Genomic DNA, 17,136 nt, shown 5'->3' on the forward strand with positions numbered 1-17,136 from the left:
CTTCACAGTATAACCAGATTGCTTGGGGTTATATGGTCAAGTGAAGAAGCGCATACGGTGGATGCCTTGGCAGTCAGAGGCGATGAAAGACGTGGTAGCCTGCGAAAAGCTTCGGGGAGTCGGCAAACAGACTTTGATCCGGAGATGTCTGAATGGGGGAACCCAGCCATCATAAGATGGTTACCTTACACTGAATACATAGGTGTATGGAGCGAACCAGGGGAACTGAAACATCTAAGTACCCTGAGGAAAAGAAATCAACCGAGATTCCCTTAGTAGTGGCGAGCGAACGGGGACTAGCCCTTAAGTGGCTTTGAGATTAGCGGAACGCTCTGGAAAGTGCGGCCATAGTGGGTGATAGCCCTGTACGCGAAAATCTCTTAGTCATGAAATCGAGTAGGACGGAGCACGAGAAACTTTGTCTGAATATGGGGGGACCATCCTCCAAGGCTAAATACTACTGACTGACCGATAGTGAACTAGTACCGTGAGGGAAAGGCGAAAAGAACCCCGGAGAGGGGAGTGAAATAGATCCTGAAACCGTATGCGTACAAGCAGTGGGAGCCCACTTTGTTGGGTGACTGCGTACCTTTTGTATAATGGGTCAGCGACTTATTTTCAGTGGCGAGCTTAACCGAATAGGGGAGGCGTAGCGAAAGCGAGTCTTAATAGGGCGTCTAGTCGCTGGGAATAGACCCGAAACCGGGCGATCTATCCATGGGCAGGTTGAAGGTTGGGTAACACTAACTGGAGGACCGAACCGACTACCGTTGAAAAGTTAGCGGATGACCTGTGGATCGGAGTGAAAGGCTAATCAAGCTCGGAGATAGCTGGTTCTCCTCGAAAGCTATTTAGGTAGCGCCTCATGTATCACTGTAGGGGGTAGAGCACTGTTTCGGCTAGGGGGTCATCCCGACTTACCAAACCGATGCAAACTCCGAATACCTACAAGTGCCGAGCATGGGAGACACACGGCGGGTGCTAACGTCCGTCGTGAAAAGGGAAACAACCCAGACCGTCAGCTAAGGTCCCAAAGTTATGGTTAAGTGGGAAACGATGTGGGAAGGCTTAGACAGCTAGGAGGTTGGCTTAGAAGCAGCCACCCTTTAAAGAAAGCGTAATAGCTCACTAGTCGAGTCGGCCTGCGCGGAAGATGTAACGGGGCTCAAACCATACACCGAAGCTACGGGTATCACCTTCGGGTGATGCGGTAGAGGAGCGTTCTGTAAGCCTGTGAAGGTGAGTTGAGAAGCTTGCTGGAGGTATCAGAAGTGCGAATGCTGACATGAGTAACGATAATGGGTGTGAAAAACACCCACGCCGAAAGACCAAGGTTTCCTGCGCAACGTTAATCGACGCAGGGTTAGTCGGTCCCTAAGGCGAGGCTGAAAAGCGTAGTCGATGGAAAACAGGTTAATATTCCTGTACTTCTGGTTATTGCGATGGAGGGACGGAGAAGGCTAGGCCAGCTTGGCGTTGGTTGTCCAAGTTTAAGGTGGTAGGCTGGAATCTTAGGTAAATCCGGGATTCTAAGGCCGAGAGCTGATGACGAGTGTTCTTTTAGAACACGAAGTGGTTGATGCCATGCTTCCAAGAAAAGCTTCTAAGCTTCAGGTAACCAGGAACCGTACCCCAAACCGACACAGGTGGTTGGGTAGAGAATACCAAGGCGCTTGAGAGAACTCGGGTGAAGGAACTAGGCAAAATGGCACCGTAACTTCGGGAGAAGGTGCGCCGGTGAGGGTGAAGGACTTGCTCCGTAAGCTCATGCCGGTCGAAGATACCAGGCCGCTGCGACTGTTTATTAAAAACACAGCACTCTGCAAACACGAAAGTGGACGTATAGGGTGTGACGCCTGCCCGGTGCCGGAAGGTTAATTGATGGGGTTAGCTAACGCGAAGCTCTTGATCGAAGCCCCGGTAAACGGCGGCCGTAACTATAACGGTCCTAAGGTAGCGAAATTCCTTGTCGGGTAAGTTCCGACCTGCACGAATGGCGTAACGATGGCGGCGCTGTCTCCACCCGAGACTCAGTGAAATTGAAATCGCTGTGAAGATGCAGTGTATCCGCGGCTAGACGGAAAGACCCCGTGAACCTTTACTATAGCTTTGCACTGGACTTTGAATTTGCTTGTGTAGGATAGGTGGGAGGCTTTGAAGCGTGGACGCCAGTTCGCGTGGAGCCAACCTTGAAATACCACCCTGGCAACTTTGAGGTTCTAACTCAGGTCCGTTATCCGGATCGAGGACAGTGTATGGTGGGTAGTTTGACTGGGGCGGTCTCCTCCTAAAGAGTAACGGAGGAGTACGAAGGTGCGCTCAGACCGGTCGGAAATCGGTCGTAGAGTATAAAGGCAAAAGCGCGCTTGACTGCGAGACAGACACGTCGAGCAGGTACGAAAGTAGGTCTTAGTGATCCGGTGGTTCTGTATGGAAGGGCCATCGCTCAACGGATAAAAGGTACTCCGGGGATAACAGGCTGATACCGCCCAAGAGTTCATATCGACGGCGGTGTTTGGCACCTCGATGTCGGCTCATCACATCCTGGGGCTGAAGCCGGTCCCAAGGGTATGGCTGTTCGCCATTTAAAGTGGTACGCGAGCTGGGTTTAGAACGTCGTGAGACAGTTCGGTCCCTATCTGCCGTGGACGTTTGAGATTTGAGAGGGGCTGCTCCTAGTACGAGAGGACCGGAGTGGACGAACCTCTGGTGTTCCGGTTGTCACGCCAGTGGCATTGCCGGGTAGCTATGTTCGGAATAGATAACCGCTGAAAGCATCTAAGCGGGAAACTAGCCTCAAGATGAGATCTCACTGGAACCTTGAGTTCCCTGAAGGGCCGTCGAAGACTACGACGTTGATAGGTTGGGTGTGTAAGCGCTGTGAGGCGTTGAGCTAACCAATACTAATTGCCCGTGAGGCTTGACCATATAACACCCAAGCAATTTGACTACTCCTGACTTGGAAACAAGTAGAAGCATCAGATTGCGGTGTGTGAAGACGAAACGAACCGAAAGTTCGAGATGCTCACAAAACACCAAAGCTATCACATACCCAATTTGCTGAAGCGAGACCAACCGGTCACGACTCAGTACCCGAATTTCTTGACGACCATAGAGCATTGGAACCACCTGATCCCATCCCGAACTCAGCAGTGAAACGATGCATCGCCGATGGTAGTGTGGGGTTTCCCCATGTGAGAGTAGGTCATCGTCAAGATTAAATTCCGAAACCCCTGATTGCTAACGCAATCAGGGGTTTTGTTTTGGGCGGTCGGAAAGTATCGCGAGCGTCCCCAAGTGTTCCTCACTTGCAGCCTACGGTTGCCTTCAATGCTAAAGTCCATCCCTCGATTTTGCTTTTCCCAAGGAAGCCGTTATGCCGGATGCGACGTCCCTCAGTGCTGGATTCATGGTGGTTCACGGCAACCGCCTGGATGAGCTGCGCAGCCTGGTTGTCAGCTGGATGCGCCGTTACCCACTGGCTCCCCTGGAAAACGAAATCGCCCTGGTACAAAGCAACGGTATTGCCCAATGGCTCAAACTGGCGCTGGCTTCAGACCCTGAAGATGACGACATGGGCGGCTGCGGCATCGCTGCGGCTATAGACGTACAACTTCCCGGCAGCTTCATGTGGCAGCTCTATCGCATGGTCCTGGGCAAAGATGAAATCCCGCTCAAGTCCCTGTTAGATAAAGCCCCACTGACCTGGCGTCTTATGCGCCTGCTCCCCGAGTTGATCAACCAGCCCCACTTCGAGCCCCTGCAACGCTTCCTGACCCACGACACGGACCTACGCAAACGCTACCAACTGGCAGAGCGCCTCGCCGATCTGTTCGACCAATACCAGGTCTACCGTGCCGACTGGCTGGAAGACTGGGCTGACGGTCGCCATCAGCTACGTAACGGCCGAGGCGAATCCAAACCCCTGAGCCCAGCCAACTGCTGGCAAGCCGAACTATGGCGTGCCCTGCTGCTGGATGTCGGAGAGGAGGGCATGGCCCAGAGTCGCGCCGGTGTTCACCAGCGCTTTATCGAGCGCATCAACACCCTCGAAAAAGCCCCGGTTGGCCTGCCTTCCCGCGTGATCGTTTTCGGCATTTCTTCCCTACCAGCCCAGGCCCTGGAAGCGCTCGCCGGCCTCGCCCGTTTCAGCCAAGTGCTGCTGTGCGTGCACAACCCTTGTCGCCACCACTGGTCCGACATCGTCGCCGACAAAGACCTGCTCCGAAACGAATACAAACGCCAGGCGCGCAAAGCCGGAATGCCGGTCACCATCGACCCGCAAACCCTGCACCAGCACGCCCACCCGCTGCTCGCCGCCTGGGGCAAGCAAGGCCGCGACTACATCAACCTGTTGGACAGCTACGACGACCCCAACAGTTACCGCTCGGCATTCCGCGACGGCCGCATCGACCTGTTCAGCGAGACCGAGCCCACCACATTGCTCAACCAGCTTCAGGACGACATTCTCGAACTGCGACCGCTCAACGAAACCCGCGAACTTTGGCCAAGCGTCGATCTGCAGCGTGACACGTCCATCCGCTTCCACATCGCCCACAGCGCCCAACGCGAAGTAGAAATTCTCCACGACCAGTTACTCCAGCGCTTCAGCGCCGATCCCACGCTACGTCCACGGGACATCATCGTCATGGTCCCCGACGTCGACAGCTACGCGCCGCACATTCGCGCCGTGTTCGGCCAGCTTGATAGAAGCGACCTACGCTTTATTCCGTTCACCCTGACAGACCAAGGCCAGCGCGGCCGCGACCCATTGCTGATCGCCGTCGAACACTTGCTCAAGCTCCCCGACAGCCGGTTCCCGGTCAGCGAAATCCTCGACCTGCTCGACGTCCCGGCCCTGCGTGAACGCTTCGCCATCAAGGAGCGCGACCTGCCGACCCTGCACCGCTGGATCGAAGGCGCAGGCATCCGCTGGGGCCTCAACGCCGAACAGCGCGCCGGTCTCGGCTTGCCCCAGGAGCTGGAGCAAAACAGTTGGCGTTTCGGCCTGCGCCGCATGCTCCTGGGCTACGCCGTCGGTACGGGTTCGGCCTGCGATGGCATCGAGCCTTACGATGAAATCGGTGGCCTCGACGCCGCACTGATCGGCCCGCTGGTCGCACTGCTCGACGCACTGCACGACGCCCACCAGGCACTGTCACAACCCGCCGCGCCGAGAGAGTGGGGCGAGCGCCTGCAGAACCTGATGCAGTTGTTCTTCCTCCCGAGCAACGAGCACGACGACTACCTCTTGGGCCAACTCGAGCAACTGAGAGAAACCTGGCTGGAGACCTGCGAGTCCGTCGGCTTGCACGACGAGTTACCCCTGACAGTAGTCCGTGAGGCCTGGCTGGCTGGGCTCGACCAGGGCCGCCTGTCCCAACGATTCCTCGCCGGGGCTGTCAATTTTTGCACTCTGATGCCGATGCGTGCGATCCCGTTCAAGCTGGTGTGTCTGCTGGGCATGAACGACGGCGACTACCCGCGCGCGCAACCGCCGCTGGACTTCGACCTGATGGGCAGCGACTACCGCCCGGGCGACCGCTCACGCCGTGAAGACGATCGCTACCTGTTGCTCGAAGCCCTGCTCTCGGCCCGCGACCAGCTTTACATCAGTTGGGTTGGCCGCAGCATCCGCGACAACAGTGACCGCCCGGCATCTGTCCTGATTGGCCAGTTGCGCGACCACATCGCCAGCGGCTGGCACACCACCAGCGGCGAACCACTGCTGGAAGCCACCACCCAGGAACACCCGCTCCAACCCTTCAGCGCCCGCTACTTCCACGAAGGTGATGAGCTGTTCAGCTACGCCCGCGAATGGCAGTTGCTCCATGCAACAGCGGACAATCTCCCAGATACCGGCAGCCTGGCGCCCTACATCCAGGAAGAACCGCTGAGCCTCGGCCAACTGCAAGACTTCCTGCGCAACCCGGTCAAACACTTCTTCAGCCAGCGCCTGAAAGTGTTTTTCGAAGCCGCCGAAGTCCCGCTGGAAGATGAAGAACCCTTCGTCCTCGACGCACTGCAGCGCTACAGCCTGAGCGACAGTCTGCTCGCCGCCGCATTGACCCGGCCCGACAACCTCGACGAAGCCCTCAACGCCCAAGCCCTGCGCCTGCAAGGCAGCGGCTTGTTGCCCATGGTCGGTTTCGGCGAATGCCTGCGCAAAGAACTGATTGAGCCCTTGCCGGATCTGCTGCAACGTTATCAGCAACTCCTGGCTCTCTGGCCAACACCGCACACCAGTGCTGAACCGATCAGTTTTGAGCATCACGGCATCCAGCTGGAAGGTTGGATCAGCGGCCTGCACCAACGCAGCGACGGCAGCTTTTTAAGCGTCACCGCCATTCCCAACAGTATCGGCTCGATCAAGACCCGCAAGTGGCATCGCCTGATTCGTCCGTGGGTGAACCACTTGGTGGTCTGCGCCTGCGGGCTGCCATTAAGCACCGGCCTGGTTGCGAGCGACGACACGCTGCTATTGGCCCCGCTGGAGCAAGCCACCGCCCAGGAGCTCCTCGGCAACCTGCTGCTCGCGTGGAAAACCGGCATGAGCGAACCACTGCCGATCGCCGTTAAAACAGCGTTCGCCTGGCTCGGTCAAACCGACCCGGCCAAAGCGCAAGCCGCCGCCAGCAAAGCCTATGAAGGCGACGGCCAAACCACCGACGGCGAGCGCCGCGAAAGCCCTGCGCTCACCCGGCAGTTCCCCGACTACGCTGCCCTGCTGGCCAGCGAAGAGTTTGAAGGTTGGTGCGAAACCCTCTATCGACCGTTGATCAACGCCCCCTGGCGATCACTCACCAGCGCGGAGGCCAGCGCATGAGCGGCATAAAACCCCTGGCCCTGGCGTTCCCGCTCAAGGGTAGCCAACTGATCGAAGCCAGCGCCGGCACCGGCAAGACGTTCACCATCTCGGCGCTTTACCTGCGCCTGGTACTTGGCCACGGCGGTGACGAATCGGGCTTCGGCCGCGAGTTGCTGCCGCCGCAAATTCTCGTCGTGACGTTCACCGACGCCGCCACCAAAGAACTGCGCGAACGTATCCGCATCCGCCTGGCAGAAGCCGCGCGTTTTTTCCGCGAAGAAATCGAAGAACCCGATGCACTGATCGCCGAACTGCGCGACCAATACAGCCCCGAACAATGGCCCGGCTGCGCCAATCGTCTGGATATCGCTGCCCAATGGATGGACGAAGCCGCCGTCTCTACCATCCACAGTTGGTGCCAGCGCATGCTGCGCGAACACGCCTTCGACAGCGGCAGCCTGTTCACCCAGACCCTGGAAACCGACCACAGCGACCTGCTCGGCGAAGTGCTACGCGACTACTGGCGATTGTTCTGCTACCCGATGCACGACGACGCATTGAACTGGGTGCGCAACAATTGGGGCGGCCCGGCAGCCCTGATGCCACGGGTACGCGCGTTGTTCAATAGCGAGCGGCCCACGGATGAAACTCGCGACCCCGCCGAGCTGATCAACGAATGCCTACAGGAACGCCGCCAAGCCCTCGTCGCGCTCAAGGCACCCTGGCAACAATGGGCAGAAGAGTTGCGCAACATTTGCTTGCAGGCCGTCGCCGCCAAAGCCGTCGATGGCCGCAAGATGCAAGCGCGTTACTTCGAGCCCTGGTTTGAGAAGATCAGCGCCTGGGCAGCTGACGAGTCCCTTGAACAACTGGACATCGGCACCGGTTTCACCCGCCTGACGCCCGACGGTATGGCCGAAGCCTGGAAAGGCGAACCACCGCACCATCCGGGTATCGACGCCATGGCCAGTCTCAAGGCCAGCCTCGACGCCCTGCCAACGCCGGACGCCGCAGTACTGCAACACGCCGCCGGCTGGGTTGGAAAACGCTTCGAAGAAGAAAAACGTCGTCGCGCCGAAATGGGCTTCGACGACATGCTGATCCGCCTCAACGCCGCCCTGCAGGCCGACGGCGGCGAACGCCTGGCCAGTGTGATCCGTGAGCAATTCCCGGTCGCCTTGATCGACGAATTCCAGGACACCGATCCGGTGCAATACAGCATCTTCGACAGCATCTACCGCATTGAAGAAAACCACCTCGACAGCGGCCTGTTCCTGATCGGCGACCCGAAGCAGGCGATCTACGCCTTCCGTGGTGCCGACATCTACACCTATCTGCGTGCGCGCCAGTCCACCACCGGCCGCCATCACACCCTGGGCACCAACTTCCGTTCCAGCCACGCCATGGTCGAGGCGGTAAACCATGTGTTCCAGCGCGCAGAAAAAGGCCGCGGCGCGTTCCTGTTCCGCGAACCCGACGGGACGAATCCGGTGCCGTTCCAGTCGGTATTGTCCCAAGGCCGCAAAGAACAACTGCAGGTCAACGGTCAGACGTTGCCCGCGCTGAACCTCTGGCACCTGCCCACCGACCAGCCGATCTCCAGCGTGCTCTACCGCCAACAGCTGGCCGCGACCTGTGCCAGTCAAATCGTCGCATTACTCAACGGCGGCCAGCAGGGTACTGCCGGATTCCTGAGCAAAGACGCTAGCTTCAAAGGCGTGCTGCCGTCAGATATCGCCATCCTCGTGCGCGACGGCAAGGAAGCCCAAGCGGTGCGTGGTGAACTGGCCGCCCGTGGTGTGCGCAGTGTCTACCTGTCTGATAAGGATTCGGTGTTTGCCGCCCAGGAAGCTCACGACTTGCTGGCCTGGCTCAAAGCCTGCGCCGAGCCGGACGTCGAGCGTCCGCTGCGTGCTGCCCTGGCCTGCGTTACCTTGAACCTGTCATTGCCCGAACTGGAGCGTCTGAACCAGGACGAACTAGCGTGGGAAAAACGCGTGATGCAGTTCCGCGACTACCGCACGATCTGGCGCACCCAAGGCGTGCTGCCGATGCTGCGCCGCCTGCTGCACGACTTCAAATTGCCGCAAACCCTGATCACCCGCAGCGATGGCGAACGGGTGCTGACCAACCTGTTGCACCTCTCGGAATTGTTGCAACAGGCGGCCGCGGAGTTGGACGGCGAACAGGCATTGATTCGCCATCTGGCTGAACATCTCGCGCTCTCCGGGCAGGCTGGCGAAGAGCAGATCCTGCGTCTGGAGAGCGATGAGCAACTGGTCAAAGTGGTGACGATCCACAAATCCAAGGGGCTGGAATACGACCTGGTCTTCCTGCCGTTCATTTGCTCGGCAAAACCGGTGGATGGCAGCCGCTTGCCGTTGCATTACCACGATGCAAACGGCAAATCCCAAGTCAGCCTCAGGCCCACCGCCGAGTTGATCGCCCAAGCCGACGACGAGCGCCTGGCCGAAGACCTGCGTTTGTTTTACGTAGCGCTGACCCGGGCCAAACACGCTTGCTGGCTGGGGATCGCTGACCTGAAGCGCGGCAATAACAACAGCTCGGTGTTGCACCTGTCGGCCCTGGGCTACTTGCTCGGCGGCGGTGCTTCACTGGGCGAGTCCGCCGGCCTGGCCCGCTGGCTGCTCGACTTGCAGCAAGGCTGCCCTGCGCTGCATTACTCAGAGATGCCCGAAGCCGATGCGGTCATCTTCCACCCGCCGCGCAACGAAGCCACTTTGCTCGCGCCGCTCCTACCCAAACGCAAGGCGGCAGAAAACTGGTGGATCGCTTCCTACAGTGCGCTGCGCATCGGCGAAAGCATGAGCGCCGCCAGCCTCGAAGCACCGGAAAGCTCACAAGCGCAGAAGCTGTTCGACGACGAACGCCTCGACCCGGACGCACCGCGCGAAGTGCCGGCTTCTGGTGGGGATATTCACCGTTTCCCACGCGGGCCAAACCCCGGCACCTTCCTCCATGGTCTGCTGGAATGGGCGGGCGGCGAAGGCTTCGACGTTACCCCGGAGGCCATCGAAGATGCGGTTGCTCGCCGCTGTAACCGGCGTGGATGGGAAGGCTGGATCGGCACCCTCGGCGGCTGGCTCGGGCACCTGTTACAAGCCCGGCTGCCGCTGGGCAACGGGCAGATGGCCCTCAATGAGTTGCAGCACTACCAGATCGAAATGGAATTCTGGTTCGCCAGTCACAAGGTCGACGTCCTGGCGCTCGACAAACTGGTGTGCCAGCACACTCACAATGGCGTATCCCGCGTGTCGGCTGAACCTGTGCTGCTCAACGGCATGTTCAAGGGCTTTATCGACCTGACGTTCGAGCACCAAGGCCGCTACTACGTGGCTGACTACAAATCCAACTGGCTCGGTCCCGACGATTCGGCCTACACACAACAGGCCATGGAACTGTCGATCCTCGATCATCGTTACGACCTGCAATACGTGCTTTACCTACTGGCCCTGCATCGCCAGCTCAAGGCTCGTCTGCCGGATTACGACTACGACCGCCATGTCGGTGGTGCGTTGTACCTGTTCCTGAGGGGCACTCATTCCTCGAGCCAGGGTGCGTACTTCACCCGTCCGCCCCGGGAATTGATCGAAAACCTGGACCTGCTGTTCCAGGGTAAACCGCTACCACCCAAGGCCGAGCCTGCCTGGGAACAAGGAGAGCTGCTATGAGCCTGTCGCCGTTACCGCTCGAGGCGCTGACGCCCCTCAGCCGCGCCGCCGACCTGGTGCAATTGCTCGATCTTTGGGGGCAGCGCGGCTGGTTGCGCGCATTGGATAAAGCCTTCGTCGGCTTCCTCCACGAGCTTGATCCCCAGGCTGACCCCCTGGTGTTGCTGGCCGCCGCCCTGACCAGTCACCAACTGGGCCATGGCCATGTGTGCCTGGACCTGTTCGAAACCCTCAAGACCCCGGATTTCGCCCTGTCGCTGCCGCCCGAAGGTGATGCGCAAACGGGCGTCATGCTGTTGCCATCGCAATTGCTCGACGGCCTGGATGGCGCTCACTGGTGCAACGTCCTGGCTGCCAGCCGCCTGGTGGCACTGGCCGTCGACGGCAGCGCGGACGCGCAAAGCCGGCCACTGGTGCTGTCGGGCAAACGCCTGTATTTGCGCCGCTACTGGACTTACGAACGGCGCATCGACAGCGCCTTGCGCCTGCGACTCGCCACCACCGAAAGCGTTGCCGACGATCTGCCCGAACGCTTGAATCGGCTGTTCGACCAGGCCCCGCCAGACGGTGTCGTCGACTGGCAAAAACTCGCCTGCGCCCTGGCCACACGCGGTGCATTCAGCATCGTCACCGGCGGCCCGGGCACTGGCAAGACCACCACGGTGGTGCGCTTGCTCGCTCTGCTGCAGGCGCCAGCGGTGGAGAACGGCAGCGCATTGCGCATCCGGCTGGCAGCACCCACCGGCAAGGCGGCCGCACGCTTGACCGAGTCCATCAGCCAGCAAGTGCTGTCGCTGAAAGTGCCGGATGCGGTGAAGGAAAAAATCCCGACTCAGGTCACCACCGTCCACCGTTTACTGGGCAGCCGACCCGGCACCCGACACTTCCGGCATCACATCGGCAATCCGTTGCCCCTGGATGTATTAGTGGTGGATGAAGCCTCAATGATTGACCTGGAAATGATGGCCAACCTGCTGGACGCGCTGCCGCCCCATGCCCGCCTGGTGCTGCTGGGGGACAAGGACCAGTTGGCCTCGGTTGAAGCCGGCGCGGTGTTGGGTGATTTGTGCCGCGACGCCGAAGCCGGTTTCTACAGCCCGCAAACCCGCCAGTGGCTGCAACAGGTCAGCGGCGAAGACCTCGGCGCCAGCGGCCTGCAGGAAGACCTCGACGGCCGTCATCCATTGGCGCAACAAGTGGTGATGCTGCGTTACTCGCGGCGTTTTGACGAAGGCAGCGGCATCGGCCAACTGGCCCGTTGGGTCAATCAGCAAAATCCTGAACAGGCCCGCAAACTGCTGGCTGCCCGCAGCCATGCCGATCTGTTTTGCGTCAGCCTCAAGGGCGAGCACGACCATGCCCTGGAGCGCCTGGTGCTGGACGGCCACGGTGACGGAGCCCACGGTTATCGCTATTACCTGAAGCTGCTGCAGACCGCGCGCCCGTCCCTGGAGACGCCACGGGATGCCGAGGCCTGGACGCTCTGGGCGCAAAAGCTGCTGAAAGCCTTCGACGCATTCCAGTTGCTCTGCGCCGTCCGCAAGGGCCCGTGGGGTGTCGAGGGCTTGAACCTGCGCATCACCGCGGCGCTGCTCAAGTCCCGGCTGATCGACAGCGATCAGCAGTGGTACGAAGGCCGCCCGGTGTTGATGACTCGCAACGACTACGGCCTTGGCCTGATGAACGGCGACATTGGCATCGCCCTGAAACTACCCGAAAGCGACGGCGGGCCGCAGGTGCTGCGGGTGGCATTCCCGCGCAACGATGGCCAGGGCGGCGTGCGCTTTGTGCTGCCCAGCCGGCTCAACGACGTCGAAACCGTTTATGCGATGACGGTGCACAAATCCCAAGGCTCTGAATTCACCCATACCGCACTGATTCTGCCGGATGCGCTGAACCCGGTGCTCACCAAAGAGTTGATCTACACCGGCATCACCCGCGCCAAGGACTGGTTCAGCCTGATCGAACCCCGGGGTGGCGTGTTCGAAGAGGCGGTGAGTCGCAAGGTGAAGCGCTTGAGTGGGCTGATGCTGGAGCTGGGCACTTGATCGTTAAAGAACCTGACCAATGGGTCATCTAAATTTTCTGATCCAAATGTGTGATTTTTCTTAATAAAATGTCGGAATCCTCCTGGGTGTCGCCTCGGGGGGGTTCCGCCGTTGTGCTATCGTTGCGGCATCATCCCGAGAAGATCTTAGAGAATCGCTGCATGAACGTGGCTGTCTCGCCCACAGAGCGAAGTTTGAGCTGGAGACGAATGCTGCTGTTGGCGCTTCTGTGGATCTTCACGCCTCTCGCTTTTGCCCAGCCCCCTGCCGACATGGCCGATCACCGGGCCAAGTCTGTCACGCAGGTGGTCCTCGGAATCCTCAGTTATGCCCGCTGGCCGGTAGAGCCCGCGCAATTGCGCCTGTGCATCGTCGGGCCGACCCAATACACCGATGACCTGGTCAAAGGCACCACCCAGGCTACCGGCCGTCCGGTAGTGGTCCAGCGCCTGCTGGCCGACCATCCCGACATTGCCAGCGCATGCGACGCGGTCTACATCGGCCAATTGACCAGCGAGGAGCGCAGCCGCCTGTTCACCACATTGGCCGGCCGTCCGGTGCTCAGCATCAGCGAAGGCGGCGACCAATGCACCGTGGGCAGCCTGTTTTGCCTGCGAGTGGCCGACGAACAGGTCTCCTTCGAGGTCAACCTGGACTCCGTTGCCCGCAGCGGTGTGCGCATTCATCCGAGCGTACTGCAACTGTCCCGCCGTCGAGCGCCGGGCTCATGAGTGTTGATAAGGCGCCAGTGCGCCCTACTTTGCGTTCGGTGATCGGGCGTGGGCACCTGAGCCTGGCGCTGATGGCCGTCAGCATGGCCAGTATCTCCCTGACCCTGCTCGGCGTGCTCGCGCTACGGGTGTATGCCGACCACAACCTGCACCTGATCGCCCGCTCCATCAACTACACCGTGGAAGCGGCGGTGGTGTTCAACGACAGCGCGGCAGCCACTGAAGCCTTGGCTGTGATTGCCTCGGAAGAAGAGGTGGCCGAGGCAGAAGTCTTCAACGTTGAAGGCAAGCAACTGGCACATTGGGAGCGCCCGGAAACCGGGATGCTGTCGATGATTGAGCTGCAGTTGGCGCATGCGCTGCTTGAACAGCCCATCACCCAGCCGATTCTGCACCAGGGCCAGGTCATCGGCAGCGTGCACCTGACCGGCCATGGCGGCAGCCTGTTGCGCTTCCTGCTCAGCGGCCTTGCCGGGATTTTGGTGTGCACCGCCCTCAGCGCCTGGGTTGCGCTGTATCTGGCGCGGCGCCTGTTACGCGGCATCACCGGGCCGTTGCACAGCCTGGCTTCGGTGGCCCACGCCGCCCGCAGCGAGCGGGCCTTTGACCGGCGCGTACCGCCGGCGCAAATCGCCGAACTCGACAGCCTGGGCAACGACTTCAATGCCTTGCTCGACGAGCTGGAAGCCTGGCAGACCCACCTGCAAAGCGAAAACGAAACCCTCGCCCACCAGGCCAGCCACGACAGCCTGACCGGACTGCCCAACCGAGCGTTCTTCGAAGGTCGGCTGATCCGCGCCCTGCGCAGCGCCGCCAAACTCAACGAGAAGGTCGCGGTATTGTTCCTCGACAGCGACCGCTTCAAAGATATCAACGACAACTACGGCCACGCCGCCGGCGACGCAGTATTGGTGGCAGTGGCTGCGCGCATTCGTGCGCAACTGCGCGAACAGGACCTTGTGGCACGCCTGGGCGGCGATGAATTCGCCATCTTGCTGTCGCCCCTGCATAGGCTTGAGGACGCCCAGCGCATTGCCGAAAAAATCATCGCCAGCATGGACGCGCCCATTGCGCTGCCCGGCGACACCCACGTATTGACCTCACTCAGTATTGGCATTGCCATCTACCCTGATCATGGTGCCACCCCCGGTAACCTGCTCAACGCCGCCGACGCGGCGATGTACCAGGCCAAACGGCTCTCCCAGGGTGGCCAGCAAACGGCGGAATCCGAGTCTCCCGCCGCCAACGTTCAACACAGGAGTTGATCCCTTGTTCTCGACCGCACGCTTTTTATTCATCACCTTGCTCGTGGCCATGCTCGCCCTGAGTGGCTGCCAGACACCGCCGCCCAAAGGCCTGACACCGGCGCAAATCGCCGTGCTCAAACAGCAAGGCTTCGAACTGACTGACGAGGGCTGGGCCTTTGGCCTCTCGGGCAAGGTGCTGTTTGGCAGCGACGTCGAGAGCCTGAATGCCCCCAGCACCGAAATCGTCCAACGCATCGGCAAGGCGCTGATGGGTGTGGGCATCGAACGCGTGCGGGTTGACGGCCACACCGACGCCTCGGGCAAGGAAACCTACAACCAGCAACTGTCCCTGCGCCGGGCAAAAAGCGTCGCACAGGTGTTGGTGGGCGTTGGCATGAAAGAAGAAAACGTACAACTGCGCGGGCTGGGCAGCAGCGAGCCGGTGGCGTCCAACACGACAGCGGCGGGGCGCACCGAGAATCGTCGGGTGTCGATTGTGGTGATTGCAGACTAAGCAGAGAGCGAAGGGCTAATACGGTAATGTTACGGTTACACGAAAGTAACTGACAGGCATTACGGTTAGCCCTTGTTAACCTGTCGGCCGTTCTTACTCATGCATAACGTTTGTTGTTACATCAAGGATACTTACCTGCAAAGTGGTGCCGCTCTACAGTAGGTTTGTCAGTGTGTTTACAGGGTTGTAGCACGTTATTCAGGCCACTCACCTCGTTATTTGGCGAGGCATGGAAGTGATGTTCAGAGTGGTTTGAATAAAGGTCGATTGACATCGACACCCGATGCTCACTGATAAAACTTCAGATAAATAGAGGTGACATCATGAACTTCGTAATTATTGAAAAAAACAATAACAACGTGCCGAGTGAGCAGCAACTTGAAGCTGCTCTAAGGGCCGTCGGCGGAAATCCAGTTGCATCCGAGGGGTCACCCGCTTCGCGAAAAGTAACGTTTACCGGTGAGGTCAACCATACGGATTTCGAAAATGAGTTGATCAATACTGTCCCTCGCGGCCGGCGTACCAGCTGGAGTTTTGTGTGGGGTGATGCCTTGCAGACCTCGCTGATCAGCCTGGGAGGCAAGCCCGTTGTAAGTCATACTGACTACGCACAGGCACTCAGCGCCATTTTGCAAGCGACAAGGAAGTCAGTGAAAATTCAAATTGCCCCAGGGGATTTGGAGACGCTTAAAAACGCTGACTACAAATTGTGCTTTGCAAAAAAAGTCGGTGACAATGCTTATAACGTTGTCTGGCAGGCTTATGGTAAATATGCATTTACCACTGGTTTTTCGTGGGTTCCGCAATATCAATTGTTCGGCACCAATAACTTCGACGCCAGCGTTCAGGTCGATGTGTCAACCAATCTGGTGGATATCGGGTTGGGCGAAACTTCAGTCCTGAACAAGGTGGGCACTCTGGAGGATCCACGTACGGGTGGGAAATCCACTGTCATTACAATGGTAAATAATTACGATACCATTCATCCGGGTATTAACCAGGTCTCCACCGGCGCTGATGGAAAACTGGTCAGTACCCCGATCTACGTAGCGACAGAGGAAGTTGTCAAAGGTACTGTTGAACTTGAACCTGTTGAAAAAGTGCTAGTGTGGTTCGAGCAAAAGATCCAAACGAGTACTATGTTCAGTTCGTCGCGCTCTCAGTCGGTTGAGATTGACCTGACTAAAAGTGACAATGCAGTACGCTTGTACTCCGACGGTAAGTGGTCAACTCCGTGATCTATAAAAAATAATGAAGCAGGGCGATATTGATCGCCCTGTTTCGTTTTTATACCACTTGTTGTGCTGGCTGCAGATGCTCGTCAAAGTAGGCTTTCAACGCACAGCAAATAGTGTTCGCCAAGTCCTCCTGGATCGTTATTCCATAGTTGCTATCCCGGTCGAACTGGGCCGACCAGGAAATCAAGCCGATGGAGGTGTCCACAAGACGAACAGACGTTCTCAATCGCGACGGTTCCACCCGAACACTGCCTTCAAGGGTGTATTCCCTGACGACCTCTTCAACGGAGTCAATATAACGAGAAGCCGTGAAGGAGTGCGAAATGATCGGGTTGTCAAACGATTCGAATAACCGGTAACTCAACTCTTCACACAAGCCTTGAGTAAAGACAGCGCCAGCATGAGTAATACATTTGAACTGCCGTACCGACAATCGGTGAATACGTTCCGGTGCTTCTTCAGCTAACGCAATACTGGCAGATGGTATGTAGCTGCCCAGCGGCACGGAAAATCGCAACGTCGGCTGTGGTGCGACGCTGGAATAGTACTCCGTGAGTTTTTTTCGCAGTCGTCCAATCTGCACCCTTACGATAGGGTCATCACACGTTGCGTATTGAGTAGGGTCGCGGTCGAATACCGATAGGCCTACGTCATATTCGGTCAGCTTCTTCGTCGTTTCCTGCAACGCGTTTTCAACCAAAAACCTCAATAATGTGCACAGCCGATCAGACCTCGCGAACCGCTGATCCTCCAGGACTCGTCCTAATGCGGCCCTCACATCCTCCTGAGTGACGTGAGCCTTGTATTGCAATAACGAGAACTCGATGCGTCCAGTCTTTTTGCTTGAGCTACTCATTA

The 17,136-nt window shown here is 58.7% G+C and carries 8 protein-coding genes and 2 rRNA genes; 9 read left to right on the plus strand and 1 reads right to left on the minus strand.

Going from position 1 to position 17,136, the window contains the following annotated elements:
• Nucleotides 1–34: 34 nt before the first annotated feature.
• The 9 genes from ACA046_RS03625 (at nucleotide 35) to ACA046_RS03665 (ending at nucleotide 16,278) form a co-directional block, all read left to right on the plus strand.
• Nucleotides 35–2,928, plus strand: a 23S ribosomal RNA gene (locus ACA046_RS03625).
• A 173-nt stretch (nucleotides 2,929–3,101) separates the two neighbouring features.
• Nucleotides 3,102–3,217 (plus strand): 5S ribosomal RNA (gene rrf, locus ACA046_RS03630).
• 159 nt (nucleotides 3,218–3,376) lie between these two features.
• Nucleotides 3,377–6,826 carry an exodeoxyribonuclease V subunit gamma gene (gene recC, locus ACA046_RS03635; protein WP_459025899.1) on the plus strand — a complete coding sequence of 1,150 codons (3,450 nt, stop codon included), beginning with the start codon at nucleotides 3,377–3,379 and terminating at the stop codon, nucleotides 6,824–6,826.
• Nucleotides 6,823–10,500 (plus strand): exodeoxyribonuclease V subunit beta, encoded by a 3,678-nt coding sequence (gene recB, locus ACA046_RS03640; protein WP_497675923.1) that lies wholly within the window; start codon nucleotides 6,823–6,825, stop codon nucleotides 10,498–10,500. Before recC ends, recB begins: the two co-directional genes overlap by 4 nt.
• Nucleotides 10,497–12,548, plus strand: coding sequence for an exodeoxyribonuclease V subunit alpha (gene recD / locus ACA046_RS03645; protein WP_497675924.1), 2,052 nt, complete (start codon nucleotides 10,497–10,499; stop codon nucleotides 12,546–12,548). The genes recB and recD overlap by 4 nt, the downstream gene beginning before the upstream one ends.
• A gap of 161 nt (nucleotides 12,549–12,709) precedes the next feature.
• Nucleotides 12,710–13,279 (plus strand): regulatory sequestration protein YfiR, encoded by a 570-nt coding sequence (gene yfiR / locus ACA046_RS03650; RefSeq protein WP_076013828.1) that lies wholly within the window; start codon nucleotides 12,710–12,712, stop codon nucleotides 13,277–13,279.
• A complete protein-coding gene (gene dgcN / locus ACA046_RS03655) occupies nucleotides 13,276–14,544 on the plus strand; it encodes a diguanylate cyclase DgcN/YfiN (RefSeq protein ID WP_497675925.1) in 1,269 nt (422 codons plus the stop codon). The genes yfiR and dgcN overlap by 4 nt, the downstream gene beginning before the upstream one ends.
• Nucleotides 14,545–14,548: 4 nt before the next feature.
• Nucleotides 14,549–15,040 carry an outer membrane lipoprotein YfiB gene (gene yfiB, locus ACA046_RS03660; RefSeq protein WP_459025907.1) on the plus strand — a complete coding sequence of 164 codons (492 nt, stop codon included), beginning with the start codon at nucleotides 14,549–14,551 and terminating at the stop codon, nucleotides 15,038–15,040.
• Nucleotides 15,041–15,363: 323 nt separating this feature from the next.
• The gene (locus ACA046_RS03665; protein WP_459025909.1) at nucleotides 15,364–16,278 is read left to right on the plus strand and encodes a hypothetical protein; all 915 of its coding nucleotides are present in this window, start codon (nucleotides 15,364–15,366) and stop codon (nucleotides 16,276–16,278) included.
• 49 nt (nucleotides 16,279–16,327) lie between these two features.
• Here ACA046_RS03665 and ACA046_RS03670 read toward each other — a convergent pair whose 3' ends face one another.
• On the minus strand, nucleotides 16,328–17,134 hold the full coding sequence (locus ACA046_RS03670; protein WP_459025911.1) for a hypothetical protein: 807 nt from the start codon (nucleotides 17,132–17,134) through the stop codon (nucleotides 16,328–16,330).
• Between the last annotated feature and the right edge of the window lie 2 nt (nucleotides 17,135–17,136).

Source organism: Pseudomonas sp. LBUM1641, from assembly GCF_059716235.1.

What these genes read in the sequence shown, in the direction of transcription:
- recC (WP_459025899.1), top strand. Translation starts at nt 3,377, where the DNA reads ATGCCGGATGCGACGTCCCTCAGTGCTGGATTCATGGTGGTTCACGGC.
- recB (WP_497675923.1), top strand. Translation starts at nt 6,823, where the DNA reads ATGAGCGGCATAAAACCCCTGGCCCTGGCGTTCCCGCTCAAGGGTAGC.
- recD (WP_497675924.1), top strand. Translation starts at nt 10,497, where the DNA reads ATGAGCCTGTCGCCGTTACCGCTCGAGGCGCTGACGCCCCTCAGCCGC.
- yfiR (WP_076013828.1), top strand. Translation starts at nt 12,710, where the DNA reads ATGAACGTGGCTGTCTCGCCCACAGAGCGAAGTTTGAGCTGGAGACGA.
- dgcN (WP_497675925.1), top strand. Translation starts at nt 13,276, where the DNA reads ATGAGTGTTGATAAGGCGCCAGTGCGCCCTACTTTGCGTTCGGTGATC.
- ACA046_RS03665 (WP_459025909.1), top strand. Translation starts at nt 15,364, where the DNA reads ATGAACTTCGTAATTATTGAAAAAAACAATAACAACGTGCCGAGTGAG.
- ACA046_RS03670 (WP_459025911.1), bottom strand. Translation starts at nt 17,134, where the DNA reads ATGAGTAGCTCAAGCAAAAAGACTGGACGCATCGAGTTCTCGTTATTG.